The organism is Janthinobacterium sp. 67 (assembly GCF_002797895.1).
Taxonomy (GTDB): domain Bacteria; phylum Pseudomonadota; class Gammaproteobacteria; order Burkholderiales; family Burkholderiaceae_D; genus Janthinobacterium.
Genome location: NZ_PGES01000001.1, coordinates 304,866 through 330,639, shown reverse-complemented (window position 1 = coordinate 330,639; position 25,774 = coordinate 304,866). Strand labels below are relative to the sequence as shown.

Below are 25,774 nucleotides of genomic sequence, written 5' to 3'. Positions count from 1 at the left end.
ATATCGGCTGCACGCGGATGGCATCACGCCTCGTCGTCCTCGTCGTCCTCGTCGGCCAGCTTGTCGAACACCAGCAGCTCGCCCTTGCCCAGTCCAGCCATGACGAAGGGATCGTCGGCGGGAAAGCGGCCCGTATCGACCAGCATGCGCAGCTTGCTCAAGCGCTCGCCCTGCGCCAGCGCTTGCGCCTGCGGATCGGCATCGGCCTGCCCCGCATGCCCGATCGCGCGCGTCACGGACTCGGGGAACTCCCATAATTCGGCGATCCGCACGGACAGGATGCGCGCTTGCGCAAACACCTGGGCAATGAAGGCGTCCGATTGCGGGAAGGCGTCGGGCGCGTGCATCTGGTCGATGAGACGGAACGCCACCACCAGCCCGACATTGGCCATCAATCCCGCCAGATACGCGTCGAAGGCATTGGCCTGCATGGCCGGCGCGACCAGGTTCGCCGCCAGCGCGCATTTCTCGGACTGGCGCCAGATCAGCGGCGCCGTGCGCACGGTCAGCCCGCCGCTTTGCATGCTGACGATGGGACGGAAGGCGACGCGGGCCAGCAGCATGCGCATACCGTTTTGCCCGAGCAGCATAATGGCGCCTTCCATATTATTGATCGACGGGCTGGCGTTGTAGCGCGAATGGTAGCGGGGCCGGTTTGCTTCGCGGTAGACCTCGGCCACCAGCGGCACGTCCTGGGCCAGCTGGCGCGACAGCTCGGCCGCGCTCATGTTTTCATTTTGCAAGGTGCGCATCAGTTGCGGAATGATGGCCGGGATGCGCGGCACGAGCGCAGCGCCGACCACCGGTTCACTGGCCAGGCGCGTCAACTCGTCCAGAATCTGCTGTTCCGCTTCCGCCGTGGCCTGCGCCGCGCCGGCGGCGGCCAGCCAGCGGTAGTAGATGGCATCGATTTCGGTAATGGTGGCTGGCTGCCGCGTCATCTCGGGCGCCGCCGTGACTGGCGCAGGCTTGTTCTTTTCGTCGCCGCCGTTCAGTAATTTCCCTATCCAACCCATTTTGTTCTTCCAGCCCTATGTGCATCACTATCGCGAAATCCGCCCCGCGATTTTACTTGATGATGGCAGCGCCGGTGTGGCGGGCGTGACCGCCTTGTCCACCTGCCGCAACATGCTACAGTGGCACGACATGCACTCTGCCCCGCCCGAGAAACGATCCATCATGAACAATCCACTTGCGCACCACATTACCAGCCAGGCATACAACAACGCCTGGGCCAACCACCGCCTGCTGAAAGCTTGCGGGCAGCTGAGCGAGGCCGAGTTCCAGGCCACGCGCGTCAGTTTTTTCCCCACCATCCAGTCCACCCTGAACCATATCCTCACCTGCGACTGGTTTTATCTCGATGCGCTCGAGCGCGAGCTGCGCGGCGAAGCGCCCCACCCCGACTGCTACGTCTTCTTTGAACAGGACGAGCCGTTCACCGATTGCGCGGCCCTGCACGCGGCGCAGCGCGCGTCGGACCTGCGCCTGATCGCCCACTGCCGCAGCCTGTGCGACCTTGACCTGGCGCGGCCCGTGACGATATTGCGCGACACGCCGCAAGTCGACACGCGCCAGCGCATGCTCGCGCACCTGTTCCAGCACCAGATCCACCACCGTGGGCAAGTGCACGCCATGCTGGCCGGCACGCGCATCGCGCCGCCCCAGCTCGACGAATTCTATTGCGCCGGCGAGGCAGGCGAGCGGGCGCAGGATTTTGCGGAGCTGGGCTGGACGGAAGACGAGGTCTGGGGCCAGCGCTGAACTATTCCTCGGCGTGGCAGCAGACGCACAGCTTGTTGCCGTCCAGGTCGCGGAAGTAGGCGCCATAATAATGGGCGTGATAATGGGGGCGCAAGCCGGGCGGCCCTTCGCACGCGGCGCCCAGCGCCAGCACGGCCTGCCAGCAGCGGTCCACCTGCGCGCGGCTGGCGGCCAGCAAGGCCGTCATCTGTCCATTGCCGGGTGTAGCGGGCAAGCCGTCATGCGGCGCCGTCAGCACGAACAGGGGCCGCTGCGCCTGCTGTGCCATCCAGCCCGCCCAAGGCTTGGCCGTATCATGAAATTTTTCGATCAGATCGAGTTCTCCCAGCAGCGCCGCATAGAAAGCGTAGGCGCGGGGAAAGTCATTGGTGCCGAGGCAGATATGGGACAGCATGCTGCTCCTTCATGAATGCAAGCGGGTGTGCGAAGAAATGCGCGAGCTGATTATAATGGCGCATCGCTTTCCGACACGCTCCCATGCCAGACCTCGACCGCCTCCAGCTGCTTCCCCCTTCCAGCGCAGACCTCCCCGCCTTGCTGGCCTTCGAACTGGAAAACCGCGCGTATTTTGAAAACTGGGTCACGGCGCGCGCGCCGTCCTACTACCAGCAGGAAGCCATCGCCGCCGCCATCGAGCAGGCGCAGCGCGAACGCGAGCAAGACCGCGCCTACCAGTACCTGGCCAAGCTGGACGGGCAAATCATCGGCAGGGTCAACCTGACGGGTGTCACCCGCCCCTATTTCAACAAGGCAGCGCTTGGCTACCGCATCGGCGAACGGTTCGGCGGACGCGGCTACGCCACGCGCGTGGTGGCCCTGCTGCTGGAAGAAGCGTTCGGCGCGCTGGAACTGTGGCGCCTGGAAGCGACGGCGCGGCCGCAAAACCTGGGCTCGGTCGCCGTCATGCAACGCAACGGCTTTCATCAATATGGCAAGTCGGAACAAGCCATGTTTTTCCAGAATGCCTGGTCGGATCTGCTGTATTTTGAGCGGCGCAACACGCAAGCCATGGCCTGAGATACCGCATTTTTCCGTCAGCAACGCGACTTTTATCCTATCAGGGGCGACTTTGTCGCAGCGCAAAGCCGCACCATATTGGACTGATAACGTCAGACTTCGGGAATTTTTAATATCTTGCCAAGTCCAACATGAAACTGCATCAACGCCTGTTCGAACACGTGCTGCTGATTTTGGCATTGGCCATCGCCATCTTCGGTGCCGCCATCGTGCTGGCACGCATGACACAGTGGGCGGAAGTGCAGGATTTGCCCGCCTACGTCGTGCAAGGCATGCACCTGGTGGGCAAGGTGCTGTTTTTCCTGGACGGCTGCGTGGTCGTTGCCGTCAGCAGCATCCTGGCCGCCAGGCTGTTTCGCATACTCACCAAGGAGGATCTATGATCGACCTACACTACCTGCTGACCCTCCGGCATCCGCGCCGCTTCTGGTGCGGCGCCCTTCTCATCGCCGTGGCCTCGGCCATCCTGCTGGACCCGTGGCTCGACAGCATGCCATGGCTGGTGGCCATACCGTTCGTGGCCGGCGGCTTGCTGGTGGCACTGGGCGAACTATGGGACGAAATATCTGGCAAGCAACTGTCAAACGGGAATGACGACACGCATGCGCCGTGCCGGCATCCATAAGACAGGTGATGCTGGCGCGCAACACCAAGCATGCGATCGTCCGCGCAATGGGGCCGCATGTGGCGCCGCATCGGCTCATTTAAGACTGGCTTCAGCCTCGCCATGCATCGTTGATAGTACGCCATTAGCAAGGCGCCCTACCCCACGAACGCCGTCACTGGCAGAAAGCAGAACACGATGAAAACATGGATGCGCACCAACAAAGGTTTTTTGATGTTTCTCCTGCTGTTCGGCGTGTTCCGCACGGCCGTGGCGGACTGGAATCCCATCCCGTCGGCGTCCATGCGCCCCAACCTGCTCGAAGGCGACGTGGTTTTCGTCAACCGCCTCGCCTTCAACCTGAAAGTGCCGCTCACCGATATCGTGCTGCAGCGCCTGGGCGAACCGCAACGGGGCGACATCGTCACCTTTTCCTCGCCGAAAGACGGCACGCGATTGATCAAGCGCATCATCGCCCTGCCCGGCGACACGGTGGAAATGCGCAATGAACAGCTGGTCATCAATGGCCTGCCCGCCCAATACACGGCACTCGACACGGCGCCTGAAACCATCGCCCACGTTGGCCAGCTGACGGCGCAGCGCATCAGCGAACGCAACCAGACGGAACAGCACCGCATCCAGGTCTTGCCGCAAATCGCGGGCGCGGCGCGCAGCTTTGCCCCCGTGACGGTGCCGGCCGACCATTTCCTCATGCTGGGAGACAACCGCGACAACAGCGCCGACTCGCGCTATTTCGGCTTCGTGCCACGCGAATTGCTGATCGGCAAGGCCGAACGCATCCTCGTCTCGGCCGATATCCAGGAGCATTGGCAGCCGCGGCTGCAGCGTTTCGGCATGAAACTGGAGTAATCGCCTTCCCGTGCAGGGCGCCGTGCTTTTCGGTTAGCATGGCGCATCATGCAAAACTTTTCTTCAGCCAGCCAGCAGTGCGCCAGCGACAATCGTCCCCTCGAGCAGCTGGCGCAGTTCCTGCAGCGCCATCCGGACGTGCTGCTGCTGACGGGCGCCGGCATCAGCACGGCGTCCGGCATACCCGCCTACCGCGACGAGGAAGGCGTGCGGCACGGCAACGCCCCCGTGCAAGGCCCCGATTTTCGCCGCCAGGAAGCCGTGCGCCGCCGCTACTGGGCGCGCAGCATGGTGGGCTGGCCGACCCTGGCGCGCGCCATGCCCAATCCTGGCCACCTGGCCATCGCCCAACTGGCCCGACGCCAGAGAATAGGCGGCCTGGTCACGCAAAACGTGGATGGCTTGCATCAGCAGGCAGGCAGTGCCGCCGTCACGGAGTTGCACGGCAGCATACATGGCGTCGTCTGCCTCGATTGCCGGACCCGCCACACGCGCCGTCTGATCCAGGATCAGCTCGAACGCGACAATCCGCAGTTGCTGGGCGCCACGGCCACGCCGGCGCCCGACGGCGACGCCTTGCTGGAGCCATCGCAGCTGGCCACTTTCCACGTGCCCGTGTGTCCCCGCTGCGGCGGCACCCTGCAGCCCGACGTGGTGTTTTTCGGCGATGGCGTGCCTGCCGCCTGCGTGGCCGAGGCCGAAAGCAAGATGCACACGGCCAGCGCCCTGCTGGTGGTGGGCTCGTCCGTCATGGTGTATTCGAGCTTTCGCCTGTGCCGCATGGCGGCCGAAACTGGCAAGCCCGTGGCCGCCATCAACATGGGCAAGACGCGCGCCGACCATTTGCTGGCATTCAAGACCGATGCTCCGGCACAAGACATCCTGCCTGCATTAGCGGCCATGCTGGGCTGATCCCGTGCCGGCCCTGCGCCGCTCTGGCTATACTGTGGCATTAACGAGGAGAATTCATGCTGGAACTGTTGAGTGAACACGCCTGTTTTGGCGGCGTACAACGTTTTTATCGCCACGACGCGCAAGCCATCGGCTTGCCCATGCGTTTCTCGGCCTTCATTCCCGACACGGCGCCAGGCGCCACGGTCACCACCAGGCGCCCCGCCCTGTTTTACCTGGCGGGCCTGACCTGCACGGAAGAAACATTCATGATCAAGGGCGGCGCGCAGCGCGTGGCGGCCGAGGAAGGCTTGATCCTGATCGCGCCCGACACCAGCCCCCGTGGCGCGAACATCGCGGGCGAAAGCGACTCCTGGGATTTCGGCGCGGGCGCCGGCTTTTACGTGGACGCCACCGAAGCGCCATGGCGCAGCCATTATCGGATGTACAGCTACATCCTGGAACTGCGCGCCCTGCTGGAACAGGAACTGGCGATCGATGCGCAACGCACGGGCATTTTCGGTCACTCGATGGGCGGCCATGGCGCACTGGTGCTGGCCTTGCGCAATCCGGAACTGTTCCGCTCCGTCTCCGCCTTTGCCCCCATTGCCGCACCGAGCCAATGTCCGTGGGGCAAGAAGGCGTTTACGGGCTACCTGGGCAGCGATACGGCCAGCTGGCAGCAGTACGACGCCAGCGCGCTGATGCACGGCCTGCAGGGCCGGCCGCCGCTATTCCCGGAAGGCATCCTGATCGACCAGGGCCTGGCCGACAAATTCCTGCCCGAGCAACTGCACCCCGACATCTTCGAAGCGGCATGCCGCGACGCCGGCCAGCCATTGCGGCTACGCCGCCATGCCGGCTATGACCACGGCTATTACTTCATCGCCAGCTTCATGGAGGAGCATGTGCGCTTCCATGCGAGGAATCTGCGCGCCATATAGGCGCCAGTGAAACATGTCACAGTGCCAGGACCATGGAAATTTTCGATACGGGCGAGGCGCGTGGAAAAACTCAGTCCTTGCCGCTGCCGAACACGGCGACAGAAAATTCGATGAAGCTGCGCAGCTTCGGTGTCATCTGGCGGTCTGGCGCATACAGCAAGTGCAGAGGCCTGTCAGGGGTCCGGTATTTCGGCAACACGCGCACCAGCCTGCCTGCTGCGATGTCGGGTTCCAGCAATTCCGCCGGCTGCAGCATCACACCCATGCTGGCGCGGGCGGCCATCAGGAGGGCCTCGCCGCTGTCGATCATCAGGCGGCCCGTCACCGGCACCGTCACCGGGCCGTCCGGACCGTCGAAGCTCCAGTGGCTGCGCAACTCCGTGTAGGCAAAGCCCAGGCATTCGTGGCTGGCCAGGTCCATTGGCGAGATGATGGGCGGGTGTGACGCCAGGTAGGCGGGCGAAGCGCAGAGAATCAGCCGGTACGGCGCCAGGCGGCGGGCAATGCGGCTGCTGTCGGCCAGCTCGCCCACCCGGAACACGACGTCCGCCCCCTCCTCGATTGCATCGACATACCGGTTCGTGAGCGACACCTCGACCTGCACATCCGGGTAGGTCGCCATGTATTCGGTCAGGCGCGGCATCAAGGCGTGGATTCCGAAGGTGAGCGGGGCGTTGACGCGCAGGCGGCCGCTGGGACGGGCATGGCTCTCGGCGGCCAATCCCTCCGCAGCGGCCACCTCGGCCAAAATCACTTTCACCTTTTCGTAATAGCTTGCCCCGATTTCCGTTAAATGCTGGCGCCGCGTGGTGCGGTTGAGCAAGCGGATGCCCAAGTGCTGCTCCAAAGTCAGCACATGCTTGCCCACCAGCTGCGGCGACATGCGGAACACGTCGGCGGCAGCAGAAAAGGAGCCCAGCTCGACCGCCTTGGCAAACACGGTCATGCTCAGTAGTCGGTCCATCGCATCCACCCATTACAAACGCCACATTTCAAGTGACCAATTTTAACCGACATTTATCTTCTGGCATTTATAGTCCAAAGTAGCGGCATTCTCTTTTCCGGGCATAAGCATGCACAGCTTCAATCGCTCCTCCGCAGACGGCCTTGCTTTGCCCTCGTACGCCGCCCCGGCCGGCGCGGCCCCGCGCCCACCTGTCGGGCGAGGACGTCGTGTTCACCAATCCGATCGCCGGTCGGCCGTCCATTGCAGATCGATCATTTCACCACCAGCGGCAGCGTCAAGCCAGGCAGCACAAGTGCATACGCACCTAAACCACTCATATCGTCGATAAAGGAGTATTACCATGACATCGGAAGCAAACAAGCTCACCATGCAGAAGTTTGTTGAGTTCATCAACACCGCCAGCCAGGCACTGGCTGACGAACTCATCTCGACAGACGCAATCTTTCACGTACCGGGAAGTCCGGAGCCCATGCGAGGGCCGGCTGGATATCTCGCCATCATCGCCATGATGCGTGAAGGATTCCCCGACATCCAGTGGACCTTGGAAGAAATGGTGGCCGAAAGTGATAAAGTCGCCGCCCGGTTCATTATGCGCGGCACACATCAGGGAACGTTCTTCGGTGTGCCGCCTACCGGGAAGCAGATTGCGGTGCAGGCCATGAACCTCTACCGTCTGTCCGACGGGAAGTTCGTCGAGGAGCGCGGCCAGCCCGACATGCTTGGCTTATTACAGCAAATCGGTGCCGTGCCGTCGCATTGAGCAGCCATAAGTGCTGCTCTGTCCCGCTACTGCGCCGTGCTGGTATGTCCGTTGAAATGGCGCGTGTACCAGTCCGTGGCCAGCAGGGCCGCCTGGTGGCGCGTGTCGGGGCCGCCGGGGGCGGCGATCTGTTCCAGTTGCTTGTCGCAGCGCAAGGTGGCAAAGGCCATGCGGTTCAGGCCGGCCACGTCGGGGTCGCGCCCGCCCACGATCAGCAAGGATGGCACGCGCACGTTTTCCAGCGCCGCCTTGCCCGCCATTTCCACCTGGCCATCGCACACGGCCAGCGCGGCGATTTCCGCGCTGCGCCAGGCCGCCAGCTGCATCACGACGGCCGCGCTGGTGCCATAGCCATACAGGCCGCAGGGCAAGCGCCGCGTGGACGGGTCCACTTGCAGCCAGCCCAGGGCTTTTTCCAGCTGGCGCGCGAGCAGCACGATATCGCTGCGCACGAAATAGGCGTGGCCATTGCTGCCGCCGCCAGGCTCGACACCGCCCTGGTCGAAGCGCAGGGTGGCGATGCCCGCTCGCAAAAAATCCTGGGAAGTGGCGTGGCTGGAGGCGCCCAGATAGTCGCTATCGGCGCCCGCGCCGTGGGCAAACAGGACAATGCCCACGGGCCGCTCGGGCATTTCAAGTACGCCGTCCATTTGAAGTTCATCGGCCGTGATGCTGACAAATTGTTCTTGCATGGCTGCCTCCGCTATCGAGCTGGAATGACGCTGACATCAAGCTGAAATCACGCTGCTAGTGCGCTGATCGGCAATCATCAGTGTAGCAGCCTGCGCCCGTTCACGCGCGGCGCACGTGAAATTTGCCACGCGCCCGCATCAGACGGCGCCGTGCCGGTCCAGTCCCTTCAGCACGGCTTCCGGGCGGATCGGCAAATGCCGTACGCGAGAAGCCACGGCGGCAAAGATGGCGTTGCCGATCGCCGGCGCCACGGCCGTCGTGGGCGGCTCGCCCATGCCCGTCGCCGTGTGCGTGCTGGCAACGAATTCGATGTCGAGCTCGGGCACGTCGGCCATGCGCAGGGGCGTGTAGGTATTCAGGTTGGTATCCTTCACTTCGCCGTTCAGGAAGGCCGTGCCTTCATGCAAGGCCATGCTCACGCCCCACAGGGCGCCCCCTTCCGCCTGCGCCAGCGCGCCGTCCGGGTCGACGATGCTGCCCGCGTCGATCACCATGAACAGCTTTTCGACTTTCACCATGCAAGTGCTGCGGTCCACCTTCACTCTGGCAACACACGCCGTCCAGGTGGGCATGTCGCGTTCCTGGCCGAACGTGGCGGCGATGCCCAGGCCCGTGTCGGGCGGCATGGGCGTGCCCCAACCTGCTTTTTCCGCCACGCGCCGCAGCACGTGGGCCAGGCGCGCGGCGCCGCCGACGGCGTTCGGCGCGCTGCCCGCGTTGCGCCCCGCCGCCTGCAACAGCGACAGGCGAAACGCCAGCGGATCGACCTTGGCCGCCTGCGCCGCCTCGTCCATGAAACTTTCCACAGCCCAATTCGTCCAGCCTGGCCCCACGGAGCGCAGCCAGCCGGGGCGGAAACTGCTGTTGGCCAGGTCGTTCGACACGGCCCGCACGCGCTGCGCGCCCACCGTGTACCAGTGGTCGGCGCCGGCGATGGCAAACGGGTCATACGGATGGCCCTGCTTATCCTTGGCCAGGAAGGCGGGGATCATGACTTGCGTGGGCCAGCCGGCGCTCGCTTCGTGCACCATCGCCGACACCTTGCCCGCGTCGTCGAACGCCATGCGCACGTGCTGCACGGACGGCGAACGGGGCGAATCGAAACGGGCGTCGTCGGCCCGCGTGCATATCATCTTGACGGGGCGCCCCACGGCTTGCGCGGCCAGCGCGGCCGGCACGCAATAATCGCCATTCAGGCGCCGGCCGAAGCCACCGCCGAGCAGATAGGTGTGCAGCATCACCTTGCTTTCCGGCACTTTCAACGCCTGCGCCAGCACGGGCAGGATCAACGATTGCCATTGATTGCCCGCATGAATGTGCCAGACGCCGTCGATTTCCTGCGCCAAGGCATTGACGGGTTCCAGCTGGAAATGCAGCACGGTGCTGGTCGTGTAATGGCGTTCCAGTTGCAGGCTGGCATCGTTGAACGCTTGTTCCACGCCATCATCATCGACGACGCGCGCGCCCAGGCTCGCGTCGACCAGCTGCTTGGCCGCGTAGTTGAGGATATCCTGCTCCGCCACGTGGGCCGCCGCGCCGGCCCGCCATTTCACTTGCACCAGCTCGGCCGCGCGCATGGCGGCCGCATACGTTTCGGCCACCACCATGACCCAGCCGGGCACCGTGCCGCTGGGGTCTTGCAGGGCGAACGAACGCAGATAGCCCCGCACCTTCCTGGCCGCCGCGTCGTCGATGGACTGCACTTTCGCGCCGTAGCGCGTGGGCGGGATCTTCGGACGCGCATACAGCATGCCCTCCACTTCCGCATCGATGCCGTACACGGCCGTGCCATCGGTTTTCGCGGGAATATCGAGCGCCTGCACGTGCTGGCCGACCAGGCTGCGCTGCTGCGGCGTTTTCAGCACGATGGCTTTCAATTGCCCGGGGGTGTACTGGCGCGCCAGCTTGCCGCGGCGCACGATGTCGCCATAGCTGATCGACCGCCCCCGGCCATGCACGACGCCGAGCCGGGCGTGGCAGGCGGACACGGGCAGGCGCAGCAGGCGCGCGCCCTCTTCCACCAGCGCGAGGCGCCCGGCCGCGCCGGCACGGCTGAGCGGGTCGAAATTCTGCCACACGGACCAGCTGCCACCCGTCACCATCAAGCCCCATTTCGGGTCCGTGTCGACGTAATGCAGGCGCACCTTGTTCCAGTCCGCTTCCAGCTCTTCGGCCACGATGCGCGCCAGGGCCGTGCCGATGTGCTGGCCCATTTCCGCCTTGGCGATGTTGACGGTGACGATGCCGTCGCGGCCGATCTGGAACCAGATGCTGGGGTCGAACGCGGGCGCGGCAGACTGGGCGGGCGGCACGGGCGCCGCCTTGCCTGCGGCCAGGGAGCTGTCGGAGCGCAAAAAGGCCAGGGTAAACCCCGTGCCGGCGGCGGCGATCAGGAAGCCGCGCCGTCCCAGCGCGCTGGGACGATTGGCTGAATTTTCTTTCGGCAACTTAAACACCGGGCGCCTCCTGCATGCCGGCGGCCAGTTTGATCGCCTTGCGGATGCGCGCATACGCCATGCAGCGGCACAGGTTGCCGCTCATGACGGCGTCGATATTCGCGTCCGTCGGCTGCGGATAGTCTTTCAACAAGGTGGCCGCCTGCATGATCTGGCCCGACTGGCAATAGCCGCACTGGGGCGCCTGCGTGGCGATCCACGCCCGCTGCAGCGGGTGCGTGCCGTCCGGCGACAAGCCTTCGATGGTGGTGATGGCGCAGCCGGCCACGGCGGCAATCGGCGTGATGCACGAGCGCATGGCGCGGCCATCCACGTGCACGGTGCAGGCGCCGCACATGCCGATGCCGCAGCCAAATTTCGTGCCTTTTAATTTAACTTCGTCGCGCAGCACCCACAGCAGGGGCGTCTCGGCGTCGGTTTCGGTGCCGAAGGGCTGGCCATTCACGGTAATGTTGTACATAAAAAAACTTTCAGTAATTACTTGCCGGCGCGTGCGCGTGCCACGGCCGCTTCCAGATTCGTCCAGGCCGGCTGGTGGCTGCGGCTGCGGCGCAGATAGGCAGCCAGCTGGGCCACGTCGTTGTCCGTCAGCGAGGCGGCAAAGCCGGGCATCAGCACGCCGGGCATGGCCTCGTCCTTGCTGATGCCGTGCAGTATCACCTGGATCAGGTTGGCGGGATCGGGCGCGCTGACGGCGCTGTTCAGGCTCAGTTCCGGACGCAGCGCCGCAGGCTTGCCATCGCTGTTCGAATGGCACGACGCGCAGGCGGCCACGTACAGGCTGGCGCCACGGTCGTTGTCGACGAGGCTGACGCGCTGCGAACGCTTGATGCCGGCTTTCACCACGGTATCGGTATCGACCTGGCGTTGCTCCGCCCCGGCCACGCCCGCAAAATACACGGACAGCGCGCGGATATCGCTATCGGGCGAAGCGCCCATGCCTTCGTGCACGACGGCCGACATGGGCCCTGCCGCCACGCCGTGCAGGGCCGTCGCACCCGTGCGCAAAAAGGCGTACAGCTCGTCCTGCGTCCACGGCAGGGGTGCCGTGTTGGCGCTGGTCAAGGCCGGCGCATACCAGTGGTCGATGGCCGCGCCCAGATAGGACGAGCCGGCCAGTTCGGCGCCCAGCGCATTGCGCGGCGTGTGGCAGGCGGCGCAATGGGCCAGGCCTTCGGCCAGGTAGCGGCCCCGGTTCCAGTCCAGCCCTTGCGCGGGATCCGGCTGAAAGCCGGTCGGCTTGAAGAACAGCAGCTTCCAGCCCGCCTGCAAGGGCCGCAAGTTCAGGGGGAAAGGCAGGCTGTTGGCGGGCGCCACGGCGTACACGGGCGGGCGCGTCATGAAATACGCGTACAGGGCCGTCAGGTCCGCGTCCGAAACGAGGTTGAAATGGGTGTACGGAAAGACGGGATACAGATGGGCGCCATCGCGGCCCACGCCTTCGCGCATGGCCCGCCGGAAGGCGGCCAGCGACCAGCGGCCGATGCCCGTCTGCCTGTCCGGCGTGATGTTCGTCGCATGGATCGTGCCGAACGGCGTGGCCAGGCCGTGGCCGCCCGCGTACTCGGCGCCGTCCTTGGCCGTATGGCAGGCGGCGCAATTGCCCATGCCGGCCAGGATGCGGCCCCGCTCCACCACTTGCGGGGAAAATGCCGTGGCGGCAGGCGGATCGATGGGCGCCAGCGCAGGGCGCCAGTAGTACAGATACGCGGCCAGGGCCGCGACGATGAGCAATGCCAGCGACAGCAGCAGGCCGGTGAAGATTTTCTTGAGCAAAACAGGAGTCCGGTAAAAGGCCAGGCACGCGCCTGCCGCGCACGGACGGCGGCAGCAGGGCAGATTGTGGCAATGAATGGGAGAATCTTACCGCGATTGTGACTTGTTGTATGTACGCAATGACACGCAGGTGCCGCCTGCAGGCGGGCTGCGCCTTATAATCAGCGTTTCAGCACGCCGCCGCTCCTTCATGCATACCGTTACCATCATCCTCATCCTCGTATTGACCGTCGTCCTGTGCGGCTTTCTCGCCCGCTCGCGCTGGGTCAAGCTGCCGTTGCCGCTGATCCAGATCGCCGGCGGTACGGGATTGGCCGTATTTGGCGTGCAAGTGCCGCTCGATCCCGACATTTTCTTCCTGCTCTTCATCCCGCCGCTGCTGTTTCTCGACGGCTGGCGCATTCCCAAGGGCGCCTTCTTTTCCGATGCGCGCTCTATCCTGATGCTGGCCATCGGCCTCGTGCTGTTTACCGTGTTGGGCATGGGCTTTTTCATCGACTGGCTCATTCCCAGCGTGCCGCTGGCCGTCGCCTTCGCGCTGGGCGCCATCCTCTCGCCGACGGACCCCGTGGCCGTGTCGGCGATTGCCGCCGGCAATCCGATCCCGCCGCGCCTGATGCACATTCTCGAAGGCGAATCCCTGCTCAACGACGCGTCGGGTCTCGTCTGCTTCACGTTTGCCGTGGGCGCCATGATGACGGGCGGCTTTTCCATCGGCGCCGCTTCGCTCAGTTTCCTGCAAGAAGCAGGCGGCGGCATCGTCATCGGCCTGGCCATCTCGTGGGGTGTGGGCCTGGCGAATAAATGGCTGGTAAGCAAGGTCGGCGAAGAGCCGGGCCTGCAAATCCTCATCAGCATCCTGATCCCGTTTGCCGCCTACCTGGGCGCCGAGCAAATCCACGGCTCCGGCATCCTGGCCGCCGCCACGGCGGGCGTGTCCATGCATTACGCCGACCTGATCGGCCGCCCGCTGGCCGCCACGCGCACCCAGCGCAAGGCCGTGTGGGATACCGTGCAACTGGTCTTGAATGGCGTGATCTTCGTCATGCTGGGCGCGCAACTGCCCGCCACGGTTGCCGGCTTGCCGGCAGCATCGATGGAGGTCGGCGCCGGCAGCGCCTGGAAATTGCCGCTGTTCGTCATTGCCATCACGGTGGGGCTGACCTTCATGCGCTTTCTCTGGGTCTTCATTTCCATGAAACTGACCCTGTTCAAGCACCACAAGAAAGTGGCGGGCGAACCGAAGGACGCGGCGCTGCTGGCCCGCCCCAGCCTGCGCCTGCTGCTGGTGGCCTCGTTTGCGGGCGTGCGCGGAGCGCTGACCCTGGCCGGCATTTTGACCCTGCCCCTGTTCCTGCCCGACGGCACGCGCTTTCCCGCGCGCGATCTCGTCATCTTCCTGGCCATGGGCGTGATTTTATTGTCGCTGCTGCTGGCCAGCGTCACCCTGCCCCTGCTGACCAAGGGCCTCGTGTTCGCGCCGCCCGCGCGCCGCTCGACGGAAGAACGCAACGCCCGCGCCGCCGCCGCCGAAGCGGCCATCGCGCGGCTGGAAAAGGTGTGCGAAGGCATCGACAAGAATGACAAGCAACAAGTCGTCACGGAGGCGGCCAACCGCCTGATCGAAGCCTACCGGCGCCGCCTCGCGTATGGCGAAAGCAGCAACGACGAGGCGATGCGGCTGCAGGAACTGGCCAGGGCCGAGCGCTCGCTGCGCCTGGAAGCGCTCAATGCGGAGCGCGATGAACTGTTCCGCCGCCGCATCTCGGGCGAGCTGGACGACACCATCCACCTGCGTCTGCTGCGCGAAATTGACTTGCTGGAAGCAACACTGGAAGAGTAGCAACAATCTGTAGTGTAAAAACAATGTCGACCGGGTAATCTTCATGGTAAAGAATGCAATTTTTCGCATTCGTGTTTATAATGCAAGGTTTTACGGCCTAGCGCCGTGATTTACTTTCGGCATGGACTTCCGTAGAGTCTGTCTTGCCGAGTAACTGAATAGCGCCCCGACCTGCATAAAGACAACGACGCCGTGCCCTCCTCCCCTCGCCACCGGCAGCGCTGCGCGCCGCCCGTCCTGCTCGCCGTCGTGCTGCTCGCCTCGCTGCTCGCCAGCGGTGCGCTGGCGCCGTGCGCGGCGTGGGCGCAAACGGGCGCGGCGGCAGACAGGCGGTCGGCCGAAGTGGCCCAGGTCCTGTTCGGCATCGTCAGCTATGTGCGCTGGCCCGTGGCGCGCCAGGAAGTGCGCGTCTGCATGCTCGGTACTCCCCACTACGGCGCGGCCATCGTCGACATGCCCGCCTCGAGCCTGGGCCAGCGCATCCGCGTGAAGATCCCGGCCGTGGCAAGCGCGGCCGGCGAATGCGACGTCGTCTACATGGGCAGCCTGCCCGAGGGCGAACGCGAGCATCTGCTGGCGCAGATCATCGGCAAACCTATCCTGTCGGTCGCCGAACCGGGCAGCTCCTGCGCCGTGGGCACCATGTTCTGCCTGCGCCTGAACGAGGCGCAGATCGGTTTTGACGTCAACCTCGACGCCATCGCCCGCAGCGGCCTGCGCGTGCATCCGAACGCCTTGCAAATTGCACGTCGCAAGGGACCGCCGCCATGAGCGCCCGCATGAGCAACAAACGCGCCCGCCCGCCCCGCCCCACGCTCGACAGCGTGCTGCGGCGCGCCCACCTGAGCGTGTCGCTGATCGCCGTGCTGGCGGCCGGCCTGACCCTGACGGCCGTGGCGCTGCTGGCCCTGCGCGTGTATTCGGACCAGAACCTGCGCCTGGTGGCCCGCTCGATGAGCTACACGGTGGAAGGAGCCGTCGTCTTTGGCGACGCCATGGCGGCCAAGGAAGCGCTGGCCCTGATCGGCGTCAACGAAGATATCGACCAGGCGCAGGTGAGCGACCAGGCCGGCAAGGTGCTGGCCCGCTGGGAACGTGGCGAACACGGCACGCGCTACTACATCGAACGCGCGCTGACGGGCTGGATGCTGCCCGATTCGCTGACCTTTCCCATCACGCGCAATGATCAGGCCATCGGCAACATCACCCTGGTGCCGCACAGCCGCAGCCTGCTGCCCTTCCTGCTCAGCGGCCTGACCTGCCTGCTCGCTTGCCTGGTGCTGAGCCTGGTCGTCGCCGTGCGCCTGTCGCGCCGCATGGAGACCGAAATCACGTCGCCGCTGCGCCACCTGGCCGAAACGGCGCACCGGGTGCGGCGCGACCGCTCGTTCGAACTGCGCGTGCCGCCCGCCAATATTGCCGAGCTGAACCAGATCAATGACGACTTCAATGCCCTGCTCGACGAACTGGAAGCGTGGCAAAGCCATCTGCAAAAGGAACACGCCTCGCTGTCGCACCGCGCCAACCACGACAGCCTGACGGGCCTGTCGAACCGCGCCTTCATGGAAGCGGAACTGGAACGCGCCATCCTCGAAGCGCGGATCGGCAATGGCAAGGTGGCCGTGCTCTTCCTCGACAGCGACCGCTTCAAGTACATCAACGACACCTTCGGCCATGCCTCGGGCGACCGGGTGCTGGTGACCATCGCCGCGCGCATCAAGCAGCAATTGCGCGAAGGCGACCTGGTGGCGCGCCTGGGCGGCGACGAATTTGCCATCGTGCTCAAGCCGCTGCGCAACAGCAGCGACGCCATGCACATCGCCGACAATATCATCGCCGCCATGGCGCAAGCCATTGAACTGCCCACCGGCAACAGCATCGTCAGCTCGCTGACCATTGGCGTGGCCGTCTTCCCCGATCACGCCATCGACGCCATCTCGCTGGTCGGCGCGGCGGACGAAGCCATGTACCGCGCCAAGCAGGCGCAGCGCGGCACGCGCCAGGTGGCGCGCCTGCCGCAACCCCATACTCACCCCTGAACCAAGGAGCAACACCATGCAGTTTATCTACAAGCAATTACGTCTCGGCTTCCTCGGCCTGTTCTTCGTGGGCCTGCTGGCCGCCTGCCAAAGCACGCCTGAAGTGAAATCGCCGTTCAATGCGGAACAGATCGCCACCCTGAAAGACCAGGGCTTCCGCCAGACGGAGGACGGCTGGGAACTGAGCTTCACGGACAAGCTGCTGTTCGACTTCGGCGCCTCCAGCCTGACGGCGCCCAGCCGCAGCGCCATCCTGAAAATCAGCGCCGCCCTGCTGAAAGTGGGCATTATCCACATGCGCGTGGAAGGCCATACGGACAATGAAGGCGCTGAAGTACTGAACAACAAGCTGTCGCTGGCGCGCGCCAACGCGGTGGCCGATGCGATGGGCGTGGCTGGCATTGCGCGCGGCAACATCGTCGTCAATGGCCTGGGCATGAGCAAACCCGTGGCCTCGAACGCCACCAAGGCGGGCCAGGCGGAAAACCGCCGCGTCACCGTCATCGTTTCGGCGCCTTGAGGTGGACGTACCCGCCGCGCGCTGGGTCGTGATGGGCGTGTCCGGCTGCGGCAAGAGCGCCGTCGGCAGCCTGCTGGCCGACGCCTTGCACGTGCCCTACGTGGAAGGCGACGACGTGCATCCGCCGGAAAACGTGGCCAAGATGGCGGCCGGCATCCCCCTCGACGATGCCGACCGGGCCGGCTGGCTGGCCGCCCTGCGCGAACGCATCGCTGCGGCCCGCGCCCAGGGCAGCGGCCTCGTCGTCTCCTGCTCGGCCCTGAAACGCGCCTACCGCGACGTGCTGCGCGAGGGCGACCCGGCCCTGCGTTTCGCCCACCTGGACGGTCCGCGCGCCGTGCTGGAAAGCCGCTTGCATCGCCCCGGCCATTTCATGCCGGCCAGCCTGCTCGACAGCCAGCTGGCCACCCTGCAGCCCTTGCAGGCGGACGAGGCCGGCATCGTGCTCGACATCCGCCAGCCGCTGGCCGTGCTGGTCGAACAAATCCTGCAAGCGCCCTGACTGACGGCCGCGCGGCTGGACAGCCCGCGGCCCCCTGTGTAGACTGGCGCGCACTTTCATGAGGGATTTTTATGAGCACACCAACGACAAAACCAGCACCGGGCCCGGAATTCTGGGAACGCGCCGACCAGGTCATCGCCCTGGCCAATGAGCAATGCATGCACAGCGGCGGCAATGAAGTGGCCACCTCGCTGCTGTACGCGGCCGCCCGCTTCAACGCCTTCCTCGTCGCCAGCAAGAGCAACGACGTGGCCAAGATGCAGGCCGAGAAGGAAGGCGCCGTGGCCTTCTTCACGGAACAGTACAAGCGCATGCTGACCGACAACTTCAACGACTACATCACCAACTTCGACAAGTACACGCAACCATCGTCGGCCCCCAAGGGCTGATGACGGCGGCCAGCCTGGATGGCCACCGCGCCCGCGCCACCTACGCCGATAGCGTGCTGCACGGCACGGTGCGCTTTGCGCCTTTGCCATCGCTATGGCTGACGGCCATGCTGGCCGGCGCCGCGACTGGCGCCCTGTGCTTCTTCAGCTGGACCGGCGTGCTGCTGTTCGTGGCCGGCACGGCCATCGTCCTGCTGTTCGGCCACTCGCTGGGCAGCCACCGCAAGCTGATCCACGACAGCTTTGAATGCCCGCGATGGCTGGAATACCTGCTGGTGTACCTGGGCGTGCTGGTGGGCCTCAGCGGCCCTCTGGGCCTGCTGCGCCAGCACGAATTGCGCGATTATGCGCAGCGCCTGCCCGATTGCCACCCCTATTTGCGCCACGGCGCCGGCTTCTGGCGCGATGCCTGGTGGCAATTGTTCTGCCGCCTTGATCTCCACCAGCGGCCGCACATCGCCATCGAGCCGCGCATCGCGCACGACGGCTTCTATCGTTTCCTGGAAAGAAGCTGGATGCTGCAGCAACTGCCGTGGGCCATGCTGTTCTTCACCTGGGGCGGCTGGGGCCTGGTTTGCTGGGGCGTCTGCGCGCGGGTCAGCGCCGGCGTGCTCGGCCATTGGCTGATCGGCTACTTCGCCCACAACCATGGGCAAACGCATTTTCACGTCGATGGGGCCGCCGTACAAGGCCGGAATATCCGCCTGACGTCGCTGCTGACCATGGGCGAATGCTGGCACAACAACCATCACGCGTATCCGGGCTCGGCCAGGCTGGGCCTGTTGCCGGGCGAATGGGATCCGGGCTGGTGGATGCTGCTGCTGTTGCGGCGCCTGGGCCTCGTGTCAGCCCTGCGCCTGCCGCAAGACCTGGCGCCGCGGCCGGAACTGCGCCGGCTCGGCGACGCCGACGATCAGGCGTCGTCCTGGCCTGCCAGGTAATTGTTCTTCACGCGCACGTAGTGCTCGGCCGAATAGCGCAGGTAGGCGATCTCCGCTTCCGTGAGCGCGCGCACCTTGGCGGCGGGCCGGCCCACGTACAAATGGCCGCTTTCCAGCACCTTGCCTGGCGACACCAGGCTGCCCGCGCCCAGCATCACGTGCTTTTCCACCACCACGTCATCCATGACGATGCTGCCCATGCCGATCAGGCATTCGTCGCCTATCGTGCAGCCGTGCAAGATGACGGAGTGGCCGATGGTCACGTATTTGCCGATGGTCAACGGTGAACCGTCGGGCTTGGCCGCATTCCTGTGCGACACGTGACCCATGGAAAAGTCCTGGATATTGCTGCCCTCGCCGATGACGATGCGGTTGACGTCGCCGCGCAGCACGCTGTTGCACCAGATCGAGCAGTCGTCGCCGATCTGCACGTCGCCAATCACTTGCGCCGTGTCATGCAGGTAGACGCGCTCGCCCACGACGGGGCGGGTATTCAGGTAGGAACTGACAGGCATCGTTTTCTCACTCTTCATTAAATTGAAACAACAGGATTCACACCCAGCCGGCGGCCAGCAAGCCGGCCCGGCAATATACCAGCCCCGCCACCAGGCCTTCGATCACGGTGAACACGACGATGGGCGCACCCACCTGCGTGACGGTGGTGGCAAGGAAGGCGTGGCACAGACCGAACAGCAGGCCCGACACGAGCTCCGAGCGCCAGCACGAAAAACACGACGTGCACGAGCACGCGCAGCAGCGGCACGGTACGTGGAGTTGCCAACAGCAAGGCGGCGCAGACGAGGAAGGCGGGCGTGATCGCCGGAAGATACTGCGCCAGGGAAGTCAGGTCGGCCATCGCTCACATCGGAAAAGACGGTGCCAACGGGCACGGGCGCAGCAATTGTATGCGGCGGCTGGCAAAATGGGCAAATATCCAGGCTATGCCGCCTTGCGCCAGCCATGCATCAGCCCGTGCGCCGCCAGTCCCGCCGCCAGCCCCCACAGGGCGCCACCCACGCCCAGCAGGGTCACGTTCGCGGCCGTCGCCAGGAAGGTAATCAGGGCCGTTTCGCGCATGCGCACGTCCGCCATCGCCTGCGCCAGGCTGTTGCCGATGGCGCCCAGCAGGGCCAGGCCCGCCAGCGCCGTGATGAAGCTGCGCGGCAAGACCATGAACAGGCTGGCCAGGGTGACGCCAAAGATGCCCACGAGGATGTACAGCACGCCGCACGCCAGCCCGGCCACGTAGCGCTTCGACGGGTCCGCATGGGCGTCCTTGCCCGTGCAGATGGCGGCCGTGATGGCGGCCACGTTGAAGGCGTGCGCGCCGAACGGCGCCATGAGCAGCGAGCCGAGTCCCGTCACCGTCAAAATCGGATTGGCGCTGACGTTATAGCCGTCATTGCGCAGCACCAGCATGCCGGGCATGTATTGCCCCGTCAGGGTGATCAGGAACAGCGGCAGCGCCACGCCCAGCAGGGACGCCACGGAAAAAACGCGGCATCTCGAACACGGGCGCGGCCAGGGCCAGTTCGATGCCTTGCGCATCGATGCGCCCCTGCGCCAGCAGCAGGGCCAGGCCGATCAGCATGATGCCCACCACGGCAAAGCGTGCCGTGAAACGGCGCAGCACCGCGTACGACAGCAGCAAGACCACCACCAGCAGCGGATCGGCGCTGGCGCCGCCAAACGCGTTCACGCCAAACTGCAGCAGGATACCGGCCAGCAAGCCGGCCGCGATGCCACCAGGAATCAGCCGCACGAGGCGCTCGAAGGCGCCGGACATGCCCAGCACAATGAAGGCAATGGCGGAAATCATATAGGCGCCGATCACCTCGGCATACGGCGTGTGCGGCATCACGGTGGCAAGAAAAGCCACGCCGGGCGTGGACCAGGCCGTGATGATGGGCGCGCGGTAGCGGTAGCTGAGCCAGATGCCCGTCACGCCCACGCCGATGCTCAGCGACCAGACCCAGGACGCCGTCTGCGCGGCGCTCAGCTGGGCCAGCTGGGCCGCCTGGAACACCAGCACGAAGGTGCCGCCATAGTTGACGAGGACGGAAATGAAGGCGGCCATGGCGGGGGACGCCAGGTCGCGCCAGCGCGCCCGGTCGGCCATGGCGGTTGTTGTGGTGGTTGTCATCTCTATGCCTCTGCCATTGAAAGCGAGCATATTAATGGCCACATGGACTGCTCAAGCAGGCCAATTCAAGTACATACAGCAGACCACTTTGCATCAACCCAGCGCGCGGGCCAGGCGGACGATGCCGTTGTCGATCTCGTGCGGGGTCAAGGCCGCAAAGCCCAGCAGCCAGCCGCCGCGCACCGGCGGCGTCGCGTACAGCCGGCTCAGGCCCGGCAGCACGATGCCCGCCTGCGCCGCCAGCCGTATCGTGTCCAGCTCCACCCTGTCCTCGTGCAGCAGACAGGGCATCTGCAAGCCGCCCGGCGGCAACTGCGCCGTGACCACGTGCGGCAGGTGCCGCTGCACGGCCTGCGCCATCGCATCGCGGCGCACGGCGTAGACCTTGCGCATGGCGCGCACGTGGGCCGCAAAATGGCCATCGGCGATGAAACGGGCCAGTGTCAATTGATCGAGCTGCGGCGTGTGACCGTCGAGAATGCTGCGCGCATGGGTCATCGCTTGCACCAGCGCGGGCGGCAGCACCATGTAGCCGATGCGCAGGCCCGGATACAGCGACTTGGCGAAGGTGCCCAGGTAAATCGTGCGCTGCTGCGTGTCGAGCCCCTGCACGCACGCCGTCGGCAAGCCCGCGTAGTGAAACTGACTGTCGTAATCGTCCTCGATGATCCACCCCTGGCGCTCGGCCGCCCAGGCGGTCAGGGCCAGGCGGCGCTCGAGCGCCAGGGTGGCGCCCGTCGGGTACTGGTGCGACGGCGTGACGTACACCGTGTTGGCGCCGCTGCGGTCCGCGCGCAGGTGTGCGATGGACAAGCCATGTGCATCGACGGGCACGGGCACGACGCGCAGCTGCGCCATCTCGAACGCCTTGCGCGCGCCGAAATAGCCGGGGTCTTCCATCAGGATGGGGCCATGCGCATCGGCCAGCACCTGCGCGCACAGGTACAGGGCCTGGCGCGTGCTGCTCAGCACAAGCACCTGCTGCGCCGTGGCCCGCGCGCCCCGCTCCAGGTTCACATAGTCGGCGATGGCTTGCCGCAGCGGCCCGGCGCCTTGCGGGTCGCCGTGCAGCAGCACATGGTGTTCGCCGGCCGCCTGGCGCCGCAAGCGCTCCCACACGTCGAGCGGGAAGGCCCGCGTTTCCGGCAAGCCCGTGGCGAACGCTTTTACGGTCTGCTGGTCGGCCACGCCGCCGCTGGCGAGAATCTGTGCGCCGCGCGCGCTGAGCGCCACCGGCTGCGCCGGCATGGACAGCGGCGCCACCGCCGGCTTGCCCAGCAAGCTCGCCCCTATCGTGGGCGAGACAAAACTGCCCGATCCCGCCTGGCGCTGGATATAACCGTCCAGGCGCAGCTGCGCGTACGCCATTTCCACCGTGTCGCGCGACACGCCCAGCGATTGCGCCAGCGCGCGCGTGGCCGGCAGGCGCAGGCCGGGCGCCAGCACGCCATCGAGTATCAGCTGGCGCAGCGCGCGCTGCACGCGCACGCGCAAATCGAGCGCCGCCAGTTCGGGCGCGGCGATGCGCATTTTCAGGGTGTCGAGTTCGAACTGCGGCGTCATGTGGCCTTGGCGCGCGCGGCATCCACGGCGGCCATGCTGCTGGCCAGCGAAAAACCGTGCTGCCGCAGCACGGCCACCAGCTGTTCGCCGGCGCAGCCCAAACGCAGGTTTTCCGCCACCCAGTCCTGCCACTCGCGGCTGATGTCCGGCATGGCTTCCTCTTCCAGCGCAAGACCGAGTATGCACTTGGCCAGCAAGCCGTTGATGCGCTTCGTGTCGATCAGGTGCTGCACCACGGCGTGGCCCGAATGGGGATACGGATGCAGGGTGCAGCGGCCGAAGGCGGCCAGGCGCTGCGCATGCATGGCGTCGAGGTTCACCGATTCGCTGGCGCTGGCGCCAAGGTTGGCCGTATCCGGCCGCGTACCGAACACCAGGTGCAGCTGCGTGGCGTCCGTCGCCCTGGCGCGGCACAGGGCCGCCAGGTCGTAGTAGCCCGAGGCCGGCGGGTCTTGCGCCAGCGACTCCATCACGGGCAGCCAGCGCAGCTCATGGTACAAGCGCGCCTGCTGCACGTCGAGGAAGGACAGCGGTCCGAAGGCGACGATCTGCTGCGCGTCGAGCAGCAAGCCATACATGACGGCCGCGTACGCGCCCATGGACTGGCCTAGGGTCGTGACTTGACCGGGCGCGATGCGGCGCACGAGTTCGCGCAAGGCTTGCGCCGTCTCGTCGACATGGCTGCCCAGGCCTGCGATGCGGCGGTGGTACCAGGCATTGCCCGAATCGCGCACGAGGATTTTGTTCAGGTGCTGGCCGCTGACCTGCTCCAGCTTTCTCAGGCGTCCGTAAAAATCGAAGGCGGGACGCGTGGTCCACGAGACGAAGCCGAAGGCGATCACCAGCGGCGCGCCGGGCACGATGCGGTCGACCAGCACGTCGTCGGCAGTGGTGGCGACGAGTCGATTATCCAGCGCTTGCGCTTGCAGCATCGGCCCGCCCCCCTATCAAGGTTAAAACAATAGAAAGCATGAGTTTAATGCCAGGACTGGCAAAATGGAAACAATGACCGCTGCCGTGCGCTGAGCGGCGCGAAAAACCTGCTAGTCTGCAGGCATTCCCCCTCACAGGAGCATCCCATGCCGCATCGCCTGAAATACCTTCCCCTCGCCGCCGCCATCGCCATGGCCGGCGGTTGCGCCGCCACCAGCGACAGCGCCAGGCCGAACGCCAGCCTGGCGCCGCAGGCCAGCCTGACGAATACCTACTGGAAGCTGACGCAGCTCGATGGCGCGCCGGTGGCGATGGCGCCGCAGCAGGAGCGCGAAGTGCGCATCACCCTCACCGACGATGGCAAGGGCACCGGTTTCACGGGCTGCAACCGCGTCATGGGCGGCTATACGCTGGCCGGCTCGGCCCTGCGCTTCACGCAACTGGCCGGCACGCGCATGGCCTGCCCGCCCCCTTTGATGCAGCTGGAAAGCGCCGTGCTGGCCAATTTGAACAGCGTGACGGGCTACCAGATCGAAGGCGAGAAGCTGATCCTGCTCAAGGATGGCGCACCCGTGGCCAGGTTTGAATCGGTCTACCTGTGAAATAAAAATCGACTGCCGTTACAATGGCTTCCAGCCCATCATCTGGAAGGAAGCCATGTCCGCACTGCCCTCGCCGTCTACACCCCCGACACCATCGGCCGCCGGCCGCTACCGGGCTTTTTTGTTTGACATGGACGGTACCGTCATCAATTCCATCGCCGCCGCCGAACGCATCTGGGGCACGTGGGCGCGGCGCCAGGGCCTCGACGTGGCGGCCTTTTTGCCCACCATCCACGGCGCGCGCTCGGTCGACACCATCGCCAAACTGCGCTTGCCCGGCGTCGACGCGCAGCGCGAGTCGCAGGGCATCACGGATGCGGAAATCGTCGACGTGGAAGGGATTATTGAAATCGCGGGCGCGCTGCGCTTTTTGGAATCGCTGCCGCCCGCGCAATGGGCCATCGTCACCTCGGCGCCGAGGACACTGGCCACGGCGCGCCTGAAGGCGGCCGGCATGCCGATACCCGCCATCATGGTGACGGCGGAAGACGTCAAGGCCGGCAAACCAAAACCCGATTGCTACTTGCTGGCGGCGGAAAAACTGGGCGTGGCGCCCTCCGACTGCCTCGTGTTCGAAGACGCGTCGGTGGGCATCGAGGCGGGCGAAGCGGCTGGCGCGAAGGTCATCGTCGTCACCGCCACGCATGCGCACCCGCTGGCCACGCGCCATCCTGCCATCGACAATTATGAAGCCATCGTGGCAAGCGTCGATAGCGACGGCTTTATTGTCCTGGCCGAGACGGCTGCAGCACGCGCGACAAGATAGTCTGCTCCAGCGCGGCGAAGGCCGCATGGCCGCGCTGGCGCGGGCGCGGCAATTCCACCTGCACGTCCATGGTGATCTGGCCGTCCTCGATCAGCAGCACCCTGTCGGCCAGGGCCACGGCTTCGGCCACGTCATGCGTCACCAGCACGGCCGTGAAACCGCGCGCCAGCCATAGCGACTCGATCAGCTGCTGCATCTCGATGCGCGTCAGGGCGTCGAGCGCGCCCAATGGTTCGTCAAGCAGCAGCAGTTGCGGCTCGTGCACGAGCGCGCGCGCCAGCGCCACGCGCTGCTTCTGCCCGCCCGACAGGGCCGACGGCCAGTCGTTTGCCCGTTCGGCCAGACCCACCGTCCACAGCGAGGCGGCCGCCGCGCCAACGGAACGGGGCAGACCCAGGGCCACGTTGTCGAGCACCGTCTTCCACGGCAGCAGACGCGATTCCTGGAACATGATGCGGATATCGGGCGCGCCTACGCCGCTGCCGATGGCAACCTTGCCGTCATCGACGCTTTCCAGTCCCGCGATCGAGCGCAGCAAGGTGCTCTTGCCGCAGCCGCTGCGCCCGACGATGGCGACGAACTCGCCCGCTTCCAGCTGCAGGTCAACGTTTTTCAAAACAGGACGTTCGCCATAGGCCTTGCTCAATTGCGTCAGTTCCAACGGCACGCCACGCCGTTGCAAGGGGGCGGACGGTGCTGCCCTGGCCTGCGGCGGCGCACCGGCCGGGTCGTACTGCACGAAGTGCGACAAAAAATCCGTTTCGATCTGGATGGGGGCGAGCAGCATGGTA

Annotated in this window: 29 protein-coding genes and 1 pseudogene; 17 read left to right on the top strand and 13 right to left on the bottom strand. The window is 65.5% G+C overall.

What is annotated here, in order from left to right; genetic code table 11:
* Positions 1 to 23 precede the first annotated feature (23 nt).
* A complete protein-coding gene (locus CLU90_RS01520; protein ID WP_100427009.1) occupies positions 24 to 1,016 on the bottom strand; it encodes an HDOD domain-containing protein in 993 nt (330 codons plus the stop codon).
* A 163-nt stretch (positions 1,017 to 1,179) separates the two neighbouring features.
* Here CLU90_RS01520 and CLU90_RS01515 point away from each other — a divergent pair, with 163 nt between their 5' ends.
* Complete coding sequence (locus tag CLU90_RS01515) at positions 1,180 to 1,764, top strand: DinB family protein (protein WP_100429348.1); 585 nt, start codon at positions 1,180 to 1,182, stop codon at positions 1,762 to 1,764.
* A gap of 1 nt (position 1,765) precedes the next feature.
* Here CLU90_RS01515 and CLU90_RS01510 read toward each other — a convergent pair whose 3' ends face one another.
* On the bottom strand, positions 1,766 to 2,158 hold the full coding sequence (locus CLU90_RS01510) for a VOC family protein (protein WP_100427008.1): 393 nt from the start codon (positions 2,156 to 2,158) through the stop codon (positions 1,766 to 1,768).
* An 83-nt stretch (positions 2,159 to 2,241) separates the two neighbouring features.
* On the opposite strand from CLU90_RS01510, the gene CLU90_RS01505 reads away from it, so the two are divergent.
* From CLU90_RS01505 to fghA, 6 genes are all read left to right on the top strand, one after another.
* Positions 2,242 to 2,781, top strand: coding sequence for a GNAT family N-acetyltransferase (locus CLU90_RS01505; protein WP_092712808.1), 540 nt, complete (start codon positions 2,242 to 2,244; stop codon positions 2,779 to 2,781).
* A 131-nt stretch (positions 2,782 to 2,912) separates the two neighbouring features.
* Positions 2,913 to 3,164: a hypothetical protein gene (locus tag CLU90_RS01500; RefSeq protein ID WP_100427007.1), complete on the top strand. Its 252-nt coding sequence runs from the start codon at positions 2,913 to 2,915 to the stop codon at positions 3,162 to 3,164.
* A complete protein-coding gene (locus CLU90_RS01495) occupies positions 3,161 to 3,406 on the top strand; it encodes a hypothetical protein (protein ID WP_092712804.1) in 246 nt (81 codons plus the stop codon). Before CLU90_RS01500 ends, CLU90_RS01495 begins: the two co-directional genes overlap by 4 nt.
* Positions 3,407 to 3,583: 177 nt before the next feature.
* Positions 3,584 to 4,255, top strand: coding sequence for a signal peptidase I (gene lepB, locus CLU90_RS01490; RefSeq protein ID WP_100427006.1), 672 nt, complete (start codon positions 3,584 to 3,586; stop codon positions 4,253 to 4,255).
* A 48-nt stretch (positions 4,256 to 4,303) separates the two neighbouring features.
* Complete coding sequence (locus CLU90_RS01485; protein ID WP_100427005.1) at positions 4,304 to 5,167, top strand: NAD-dependent protein deacetylase; 864 nt, start codon at positions 4,304 to 4,306, stop codon at positions 5,165 to 5,167.
* A gap of 56 nt (positions 5,168 to 5,223) precedes the next feature.
* A complete protein-coding gene (gene fghA, locus CLU90_RS01480) occupies positions 5,224 to 6,090 on the top strand; it encodes an S-formylglutathione hydrolase (protein ID WP_100427004.1) in 867 nt (288 codons plus the stop codon).
* A 70-nt stretch (positions 6,091 to 6,160) separates the two neighbouring features.
* Here fghA and CLU90_RS01475 read toward each other — a convergent pair whose 3' ends face one another.
* Positions 6,161 to 7,054 (bottom strand): LysR family transcriptional regulator, encoded by an 894-nt coding sequence (locus CLU90_RS01475; protein WP_100427003.1) that lies wholly within the window; start codon positions 7,052 to 7,054, stop codon positions 6,161 to 6,163.
* A gap of 343 nt (positions 7,055 to 7,397) precedes the next feature.
* Here CLU90_RS01475 and CLU90_RS01470 point away from each other — a divergent pair, with 343 nt between their 5' ends.
* Entirely contained in the window at positions 7,398 to 7,817 is a 420-nt protein-coding gene (locus CLU90_RS01470; RefSeq protein WP_092712794.1) for an ester cyclase, read from the top strand.
* A 26-nt stretch (positions 7,818 to 7,843) separates the two neighbouring features.
* On the opposite strand, the gene CLU90_RS01465 is transcribed toward CLU90_RS01470, so the two are convergent.
* The 4 genes from CLU90_RS01465 to CLU90_RS01450 form a co-directional block, all read right to left on the bottom strand.
* Positions 7,844 to 8,509, bottom strand: a complete 666-nt coding sequence (locus CLU90_RS01465) for a dienelactone hydrolase family protein (RefSeq protein WP_086139552.1) — start codon at positions 8,507 to 8,509, stop codon at positions 7,844 to 7,846.
* 138 nt (positions 8,510 to 8,647) lie between these two features.
* Positions 8,648 to 10,966: a xanthine dehydrogenase family protein molybdopterin-binding subunit gene (locus CLU90_RS01460; RefSeq protein WP_100427002.1), complete on the bottom strand. Its 2,319-nt coding sequence runs from the start codon at positions 10,964 to 10,966 to the stop codon at positions 8,648 to 8,650.
* Positions 10,959 to 11,426 carry a (2Fe-2S)-binding protein gene (locus tag CLU90_RS01455; RefSeq protein ID WP_100427001.1) on the bottom strand — a complete coding sequence of 156 codons (468 nt, stop codon included), beginning with the start codon at positions 11,424 to 11,426 and terminating at the stop codon, positions 10,959 to 10,961. The genes CLU90_RS01460 and CLU90_RS01455 overlap by 8 nt, the downstream gene beginning before the upstream one ends.
* Before the next feature lie 17 nt (positions 11,427 to 11,443).
* Positions 11,444 to 12,742 carry a cytochrome c gene (locus tag CLU90_RS01450; RefSeq protein WP_100427000.1) on the bottom strand — a complete coding sequence of 433 codons (1,299 nt, stop codon included), beginning with the start codon at positions 12,740 to 12,742 and terminating at the stop codon, positions 11,444 to 11,446.
* A 190-nt stretch (positions 12,743 to 12,932) separates the two neighbouring features.
* Here CLU90_RS01450 and CLU90_RS01445 point away from each other — a divergent pair, with 190 nt between their 5' ends.
* The 7 genes from CLU90_RS01445 to CLU90_RS01415 all read left to right on the top strand — a co-directional run bounded on the left by CLU90_RS01445 (position 12,933) and on the right by CLU90_RS01415 (position 18,976).
* Entirely contained in the window at positions 12,933 to 14,585 is a 1,653-nt protein-coding gene (locus tag CLU90_RS01445) for a Na+/H+ antiporter (RefSeq protein WP_100426999.1), read from the top strand.
* A 192-nt stretch (positions 14,586 to 14,777) separates the two neighbouring features.
* Positions 14,778 to 15,356, top strand: a complete 579-nt coding sequence (locus tag CLU90_RS01440; protein ID WP_232731039.1) for a YfiR family protein — start codon at positions 14,778 to 14,780, stop codon at positions 15,354 to 15,356.
* An 8-nt stretch (positions 15,357 to 15,364) separates the two neighbouring features.
* Entirely contained in the window at positions 15,365 to 16,624 is a 1,260-nt protein-coding gene (locus tag CLU90_RS01435; RefSeq protein WP_092713033.1) for a diguanylate cyclase domain-containing protein, read from the top strand.
* Positions 16,625 to 16,640: 16 nt separating this feature from the next.
* Entirely contained in the window at positions 16,641 to 17,144 is a 504-nt protein-coding gene (locus tag CLU90_RS01430) for an OmpA family protein (protein ID WP_100426997.1), read from the top strand.
* Between the two features lie 31 nt (positions 17,145 to 17,175).
* Positions 17,176 to 17,646: a gluconokinase gene (locus tag CLU90_RS01425; RefSeq protein WP_092712780.1), complete on the top strand. Its 471-nt coding sequence runs from the start codon at positions 17,176 to 17,178 to the stop codon at positions 17,644 to 17,646.
* 71 nt (positions 17,647 to 17,717) lie between these two features.
* Positions 17,718 to 18,035, top strand: a complete 318-nt coding sequence (locus tag CLU90_RS01420) for a DUF3144 domain-containing protein (RefSeq protein WP_092712778.1) — start codon at positions 17,718 to 17,720, stop codon at positions 18,033 to 18,035.
* Entirely contained in the window at positions 18,035 to 18,976 is a 942-nt protein-coding gene (locus CLU90_RS01415) for an acyl-CoA desaturase (protein ID WP_157808701.1), read from the top strand. The genes CLU90_RS01420 and CLU90_RS01415 overlap by 1 nt, the downstream gene beginning before the upstream one ends.
* Here the strand turns inward: CLU90_RS01415 and CLU90_RS01410 are convergent.
* The 5 genes and pseudogenes from CLU90_RS01410 to CLU90_RS01395 all read right to left on the bottom strand — a co-directional run bounded on the left by CLU90_RS01410 (position 18,949) and on the right by CLU90_RS01395 (position 23,614).
* Positions 18,949 to 19,491: a gamma carbonic anhydrase family protein gene (locus CLU90_RS01410; RefSeq protein WP_092712776.1), complete on the bottom strand. Its 543-nt coding sequence runs from the start codon at positions 19,489 to 19,491 to the stop codon at positions 18,949 to 18,951. The genes CLU90_RS01415 and CLU90_RS01410 overlap by 28 nt on opposite strands.
* Positions 19,492 to 19,528: 37 nt before the next feature.
* Positions 19,529 to 19,681, bottom strand: a complete 153-nt coding sequence (locus CLU90_RS29015) for a hypothetical protein (protein ID WP_157808700.1) — start codon at positions 19,679 to 19,681, stop codon at positions 19,529 to 19,531.
* Positions 19,682 to 19,915: 234 nt separating this feature from the next.
* Positions 19,916 to 21,095 (bottom strand): annotated as a pseudogene (locus CLU90_RS01405) (benzoate/H(+) symporter BenE family transporter).
* Positions 21,096 to 21,212: 117 nt separating this feature from the next.
* Positions 21,213 to 22,682, bottom strand: a complete 1,470-nt coding sequence (pdxR, locus tag CLU90_RS01400; protein ID WP_100426996.1) for a MocR-like pyridoxine biosynthesis transcription factor PdxR — start codon at positions 22,680 to 22,682, stop codon at positions 21,213 to 21,215.
* Positions 22,679 to 23,614: a hypothetical protein gene (locus tag CLU90_RS01395; RefSeq protein WP_100426995.1), complete on the bottom strand. Its 936-nt coding sequence runs from the start codon at positions 23,612 to 23,614 to the stop codon at positions 22,679 to 22,681. The genes pdxR and CLU90_RS01395 overlap by 4 nt, the downstream gene beginning before the upstream one ends.
* A 147-nt stretch (positions 23,615 to 23,761) precedes the next feature.
* On the opposite strand from CLU90_RS01395, the gene CLU90_RS01390 reads away from it, so the two are divergent.
* Complete coding sequence (locus CLU90_RS01390; protein ID WP_100426994.1) at positions 23,762 to 24,217, top strand: META domain-containing protein; 456 nt, start codon at positions 23,762 to 23,764, stop codon at positions 24,215 to 24,217.
* 55 nt (positions 24,218 to 24,272) lie between these two features.
* On the top strand, positions 24,273 to 24,983 hold the full coding sequence (locus tag CLU90_RS01385) for an HAD-IA family hydrolase (RefSeq protein ID WP_100426993.1): 711 nt from the start codon (positions 24,273 to 24,275) through the stop codon (positions 24,981 to 24,983).
* Here the strand turns inward: CLU90_RS01385 and CLU90_RS01380 are convergent.
* Positions 24,940 to 25,770, bottom strand: coding sequence for an ATP-binding cassette domain-containing protein (locus CLU90_RS01380; protein ID WP_100426992.1), 831 nt, complete (start codon positions 25,768 to 25,770; stop codon positions 24,940 to 24,942). The two genes, CLU90_RS01385 and CLU90_RS01380, sit on opposite strands and share 44 nt — an antisense overlap.
* Positions 25,771 to 25,774: the final 4 nt, after the last annotated feature.

What these genes read in the sequence shown, in the direction of transcription:
- CLU90_RS01520 (WP_100427009.1), bottom strand. Translation starts at nt 1,016, where the DNA reads ATGGGTTGGATAGGGAAATTACTGAACGGCGGCGACGAAAAGAACAAG.
- CLU90_RS01515 (WP_100429348.1), top strand. Translation starts at nt 1,180, where the DNA reads ATGAACAATCCACTTGCGCACCACATTACCAGCCAGGCATACAACAAC.
- CLU90_RS01510 (WP_100427008.1), bottom strand. Translation starts at nt 2,158, where the DNA reads ATGCTGTCCCATATCTGCCTCGGCACCAATGACTTTCCCCGCGCCTAC.
- CLU90_RS01505 (WP_092712808.1), top strand. Translation starts at nt 2,242, where the DNA reads ATGCCAGACCTCGACCGCCTCCAGCTGCTTCCCCCTTCCAGCGCAGAC.
- CLU90_RS01500 (WP_100427007.1), top strand. Translation starts at nt 2,913, where the DNA reads ATGAAACTGCATCAACGCCTGTTCGAACACGTGCTGCTGATTTTGGCA.
- CLU90_RS01495 (WP_092712804.1), top strand. Translation starts at nt 3,161, where the DNA reads ATGATCGACCTACACTACCTGCTGACCCTCCGGCATCCGCGCCGCTTC.
- lepB (WP_100427006.1), top strand. Translation starts at nt 3,584, where the DNA reads ATGAAAACATGGATGCGCACCAACAAAGGTTTTTTGATGTTTCTCCTG.
- CLU90_RS01485 (WP_100427005.1), top strand. Translation starts at nt 4,304, where the DNA reads ATGCAAAACTTTTCTTCAGCCAGCCAGCAGTGCGCCAGCGACAATCGT.
- fghA (WP_100427004.1), top strand. Translation starts at nt 5,224, where the DNA reads ATGCTGGAACTGTTGAGTGAACACGCCTGTTTTGGCGGCGTACAACGT.
- CLU90_RS01475 (WP_100427003.1), bottom strand. Translation starts at nt 7,054, where the DNA reads ATGGACCGACTACTGAGCATGACCGTGTTTGCCAAGGCGGTCGAGCTG.
- CLU90_RS01470 (WP_092712794.1), top strand. Translation starts at nt 7,398, where the DNA reads ATGACATCGGAAGCAAACAAGCTCACCATGCAGAAGTTTGTTGAGTTC.
- CLU90_RS01465 (WP_086139552.1), bottom strand. Translation starts at nt 8,509, where the DNA reads ATGCAAGAACAATTTGTCAGCATCACGGCCGATGAACTTCAAATGGAC.
- CLU90_RS01455 (WP_100427001.1), bottom strand. Translation starts at nt 11,426, where the DNA reads ATGTACAACATTACCGTGAATGGCCAGCCCTTCGGCACCGAAACCGAC.
- CLU90_RS01445 (WP_100426999.1), top strand. Translation starts at nt 12,933, where the DNA reads ATGCATACCGTTACCATCATCCTCATCCTCGTATTGACCGTCGTCCTG.
- CLU90_RS01435 (WP_092713033.1), top strand. Translation starts at nt 15,365, where the DNA reads ATGAGCAACAAACGCGCCCGCCCGCCCCGCCCCACGCTCGACAGCGTG.
- CLU90_RS01430 (WP_100426997.1), top strand. Translation starts at nt 16,641, where the DNA reads ATGCAGTTTATCTACAAGCAATTACGTCTCGGCTTCCTCGGCCTGTTC.
- CLU90_RS01425 (WP_092712780.1), top strand. Translation starts at nt 17,176, where the DNA reads ATGGGCGTGTCCGGCTGCGGCAAGAGCGCCGTCGGCAGCCTGCTGGCC.
- CLU90_RS01420 (WP_092712778.1), top strand. Translation starts at nt 17,718, where the DNA reads ATGAGCACACCAACGACAAAACCAGCACCGGGCCCGGAATTCTGGGAA.
- CLU90_RS01415 (WP_157808701.1), top strand. Translation starts at nt 18,035, where the DNA reads ATGACGGCGGCCAGCCTGGATGGCCACCGCGCCCGCGCCACCTACGCC.
- CLU90_RS01410 (WP_092712776.1), bottom strand. Translation starts at nt 19,491, where the DNA reads ATGCCTGTCAGTTCCTACCTGAATACCCGCCCCGTCGTGGGCGAGCGC.
- pdxR (WP_100426996.1), bottom strand. Translation starts at nt 22,682, where the DNA reads ATGACGCCGCAGTTCGAACTCGACACCCTGAAAATGCGCATCGCCGCG.
- CLU90_RS01395 (WP_100426995.1), bottom strand. Translation starts at nt 23,614, where the DNA reads ATGCTGCAAGCGCAAGCGCTGGATAATCGACTCGTCGCCACCACTGCC.
- CLU90_RS01390 (WP_100426994.1), top strand. Translation starts at nt 23,762, where the DNA reads ATGCCGCATCGCCTGAAATACCTTCCCCTCGCCGCCGCCATCGCCATG.
- CLU90_RS01385 (WP_100426993.1), top strand. Translation starts at nt 24,273, where the DNA reads ATGTCCGCACTGCCCTCGCCGTCTACACCCCCGACACCATCGGCCGCC.
- CLU90_RS01380 (WP_100426992.1), bottom strand. Translation starts at nt 25,770, where the DNA reads ATGCTGCTCGCCCCCATCCAGATCGAAACGGATTTTTTGTCGCACTTC.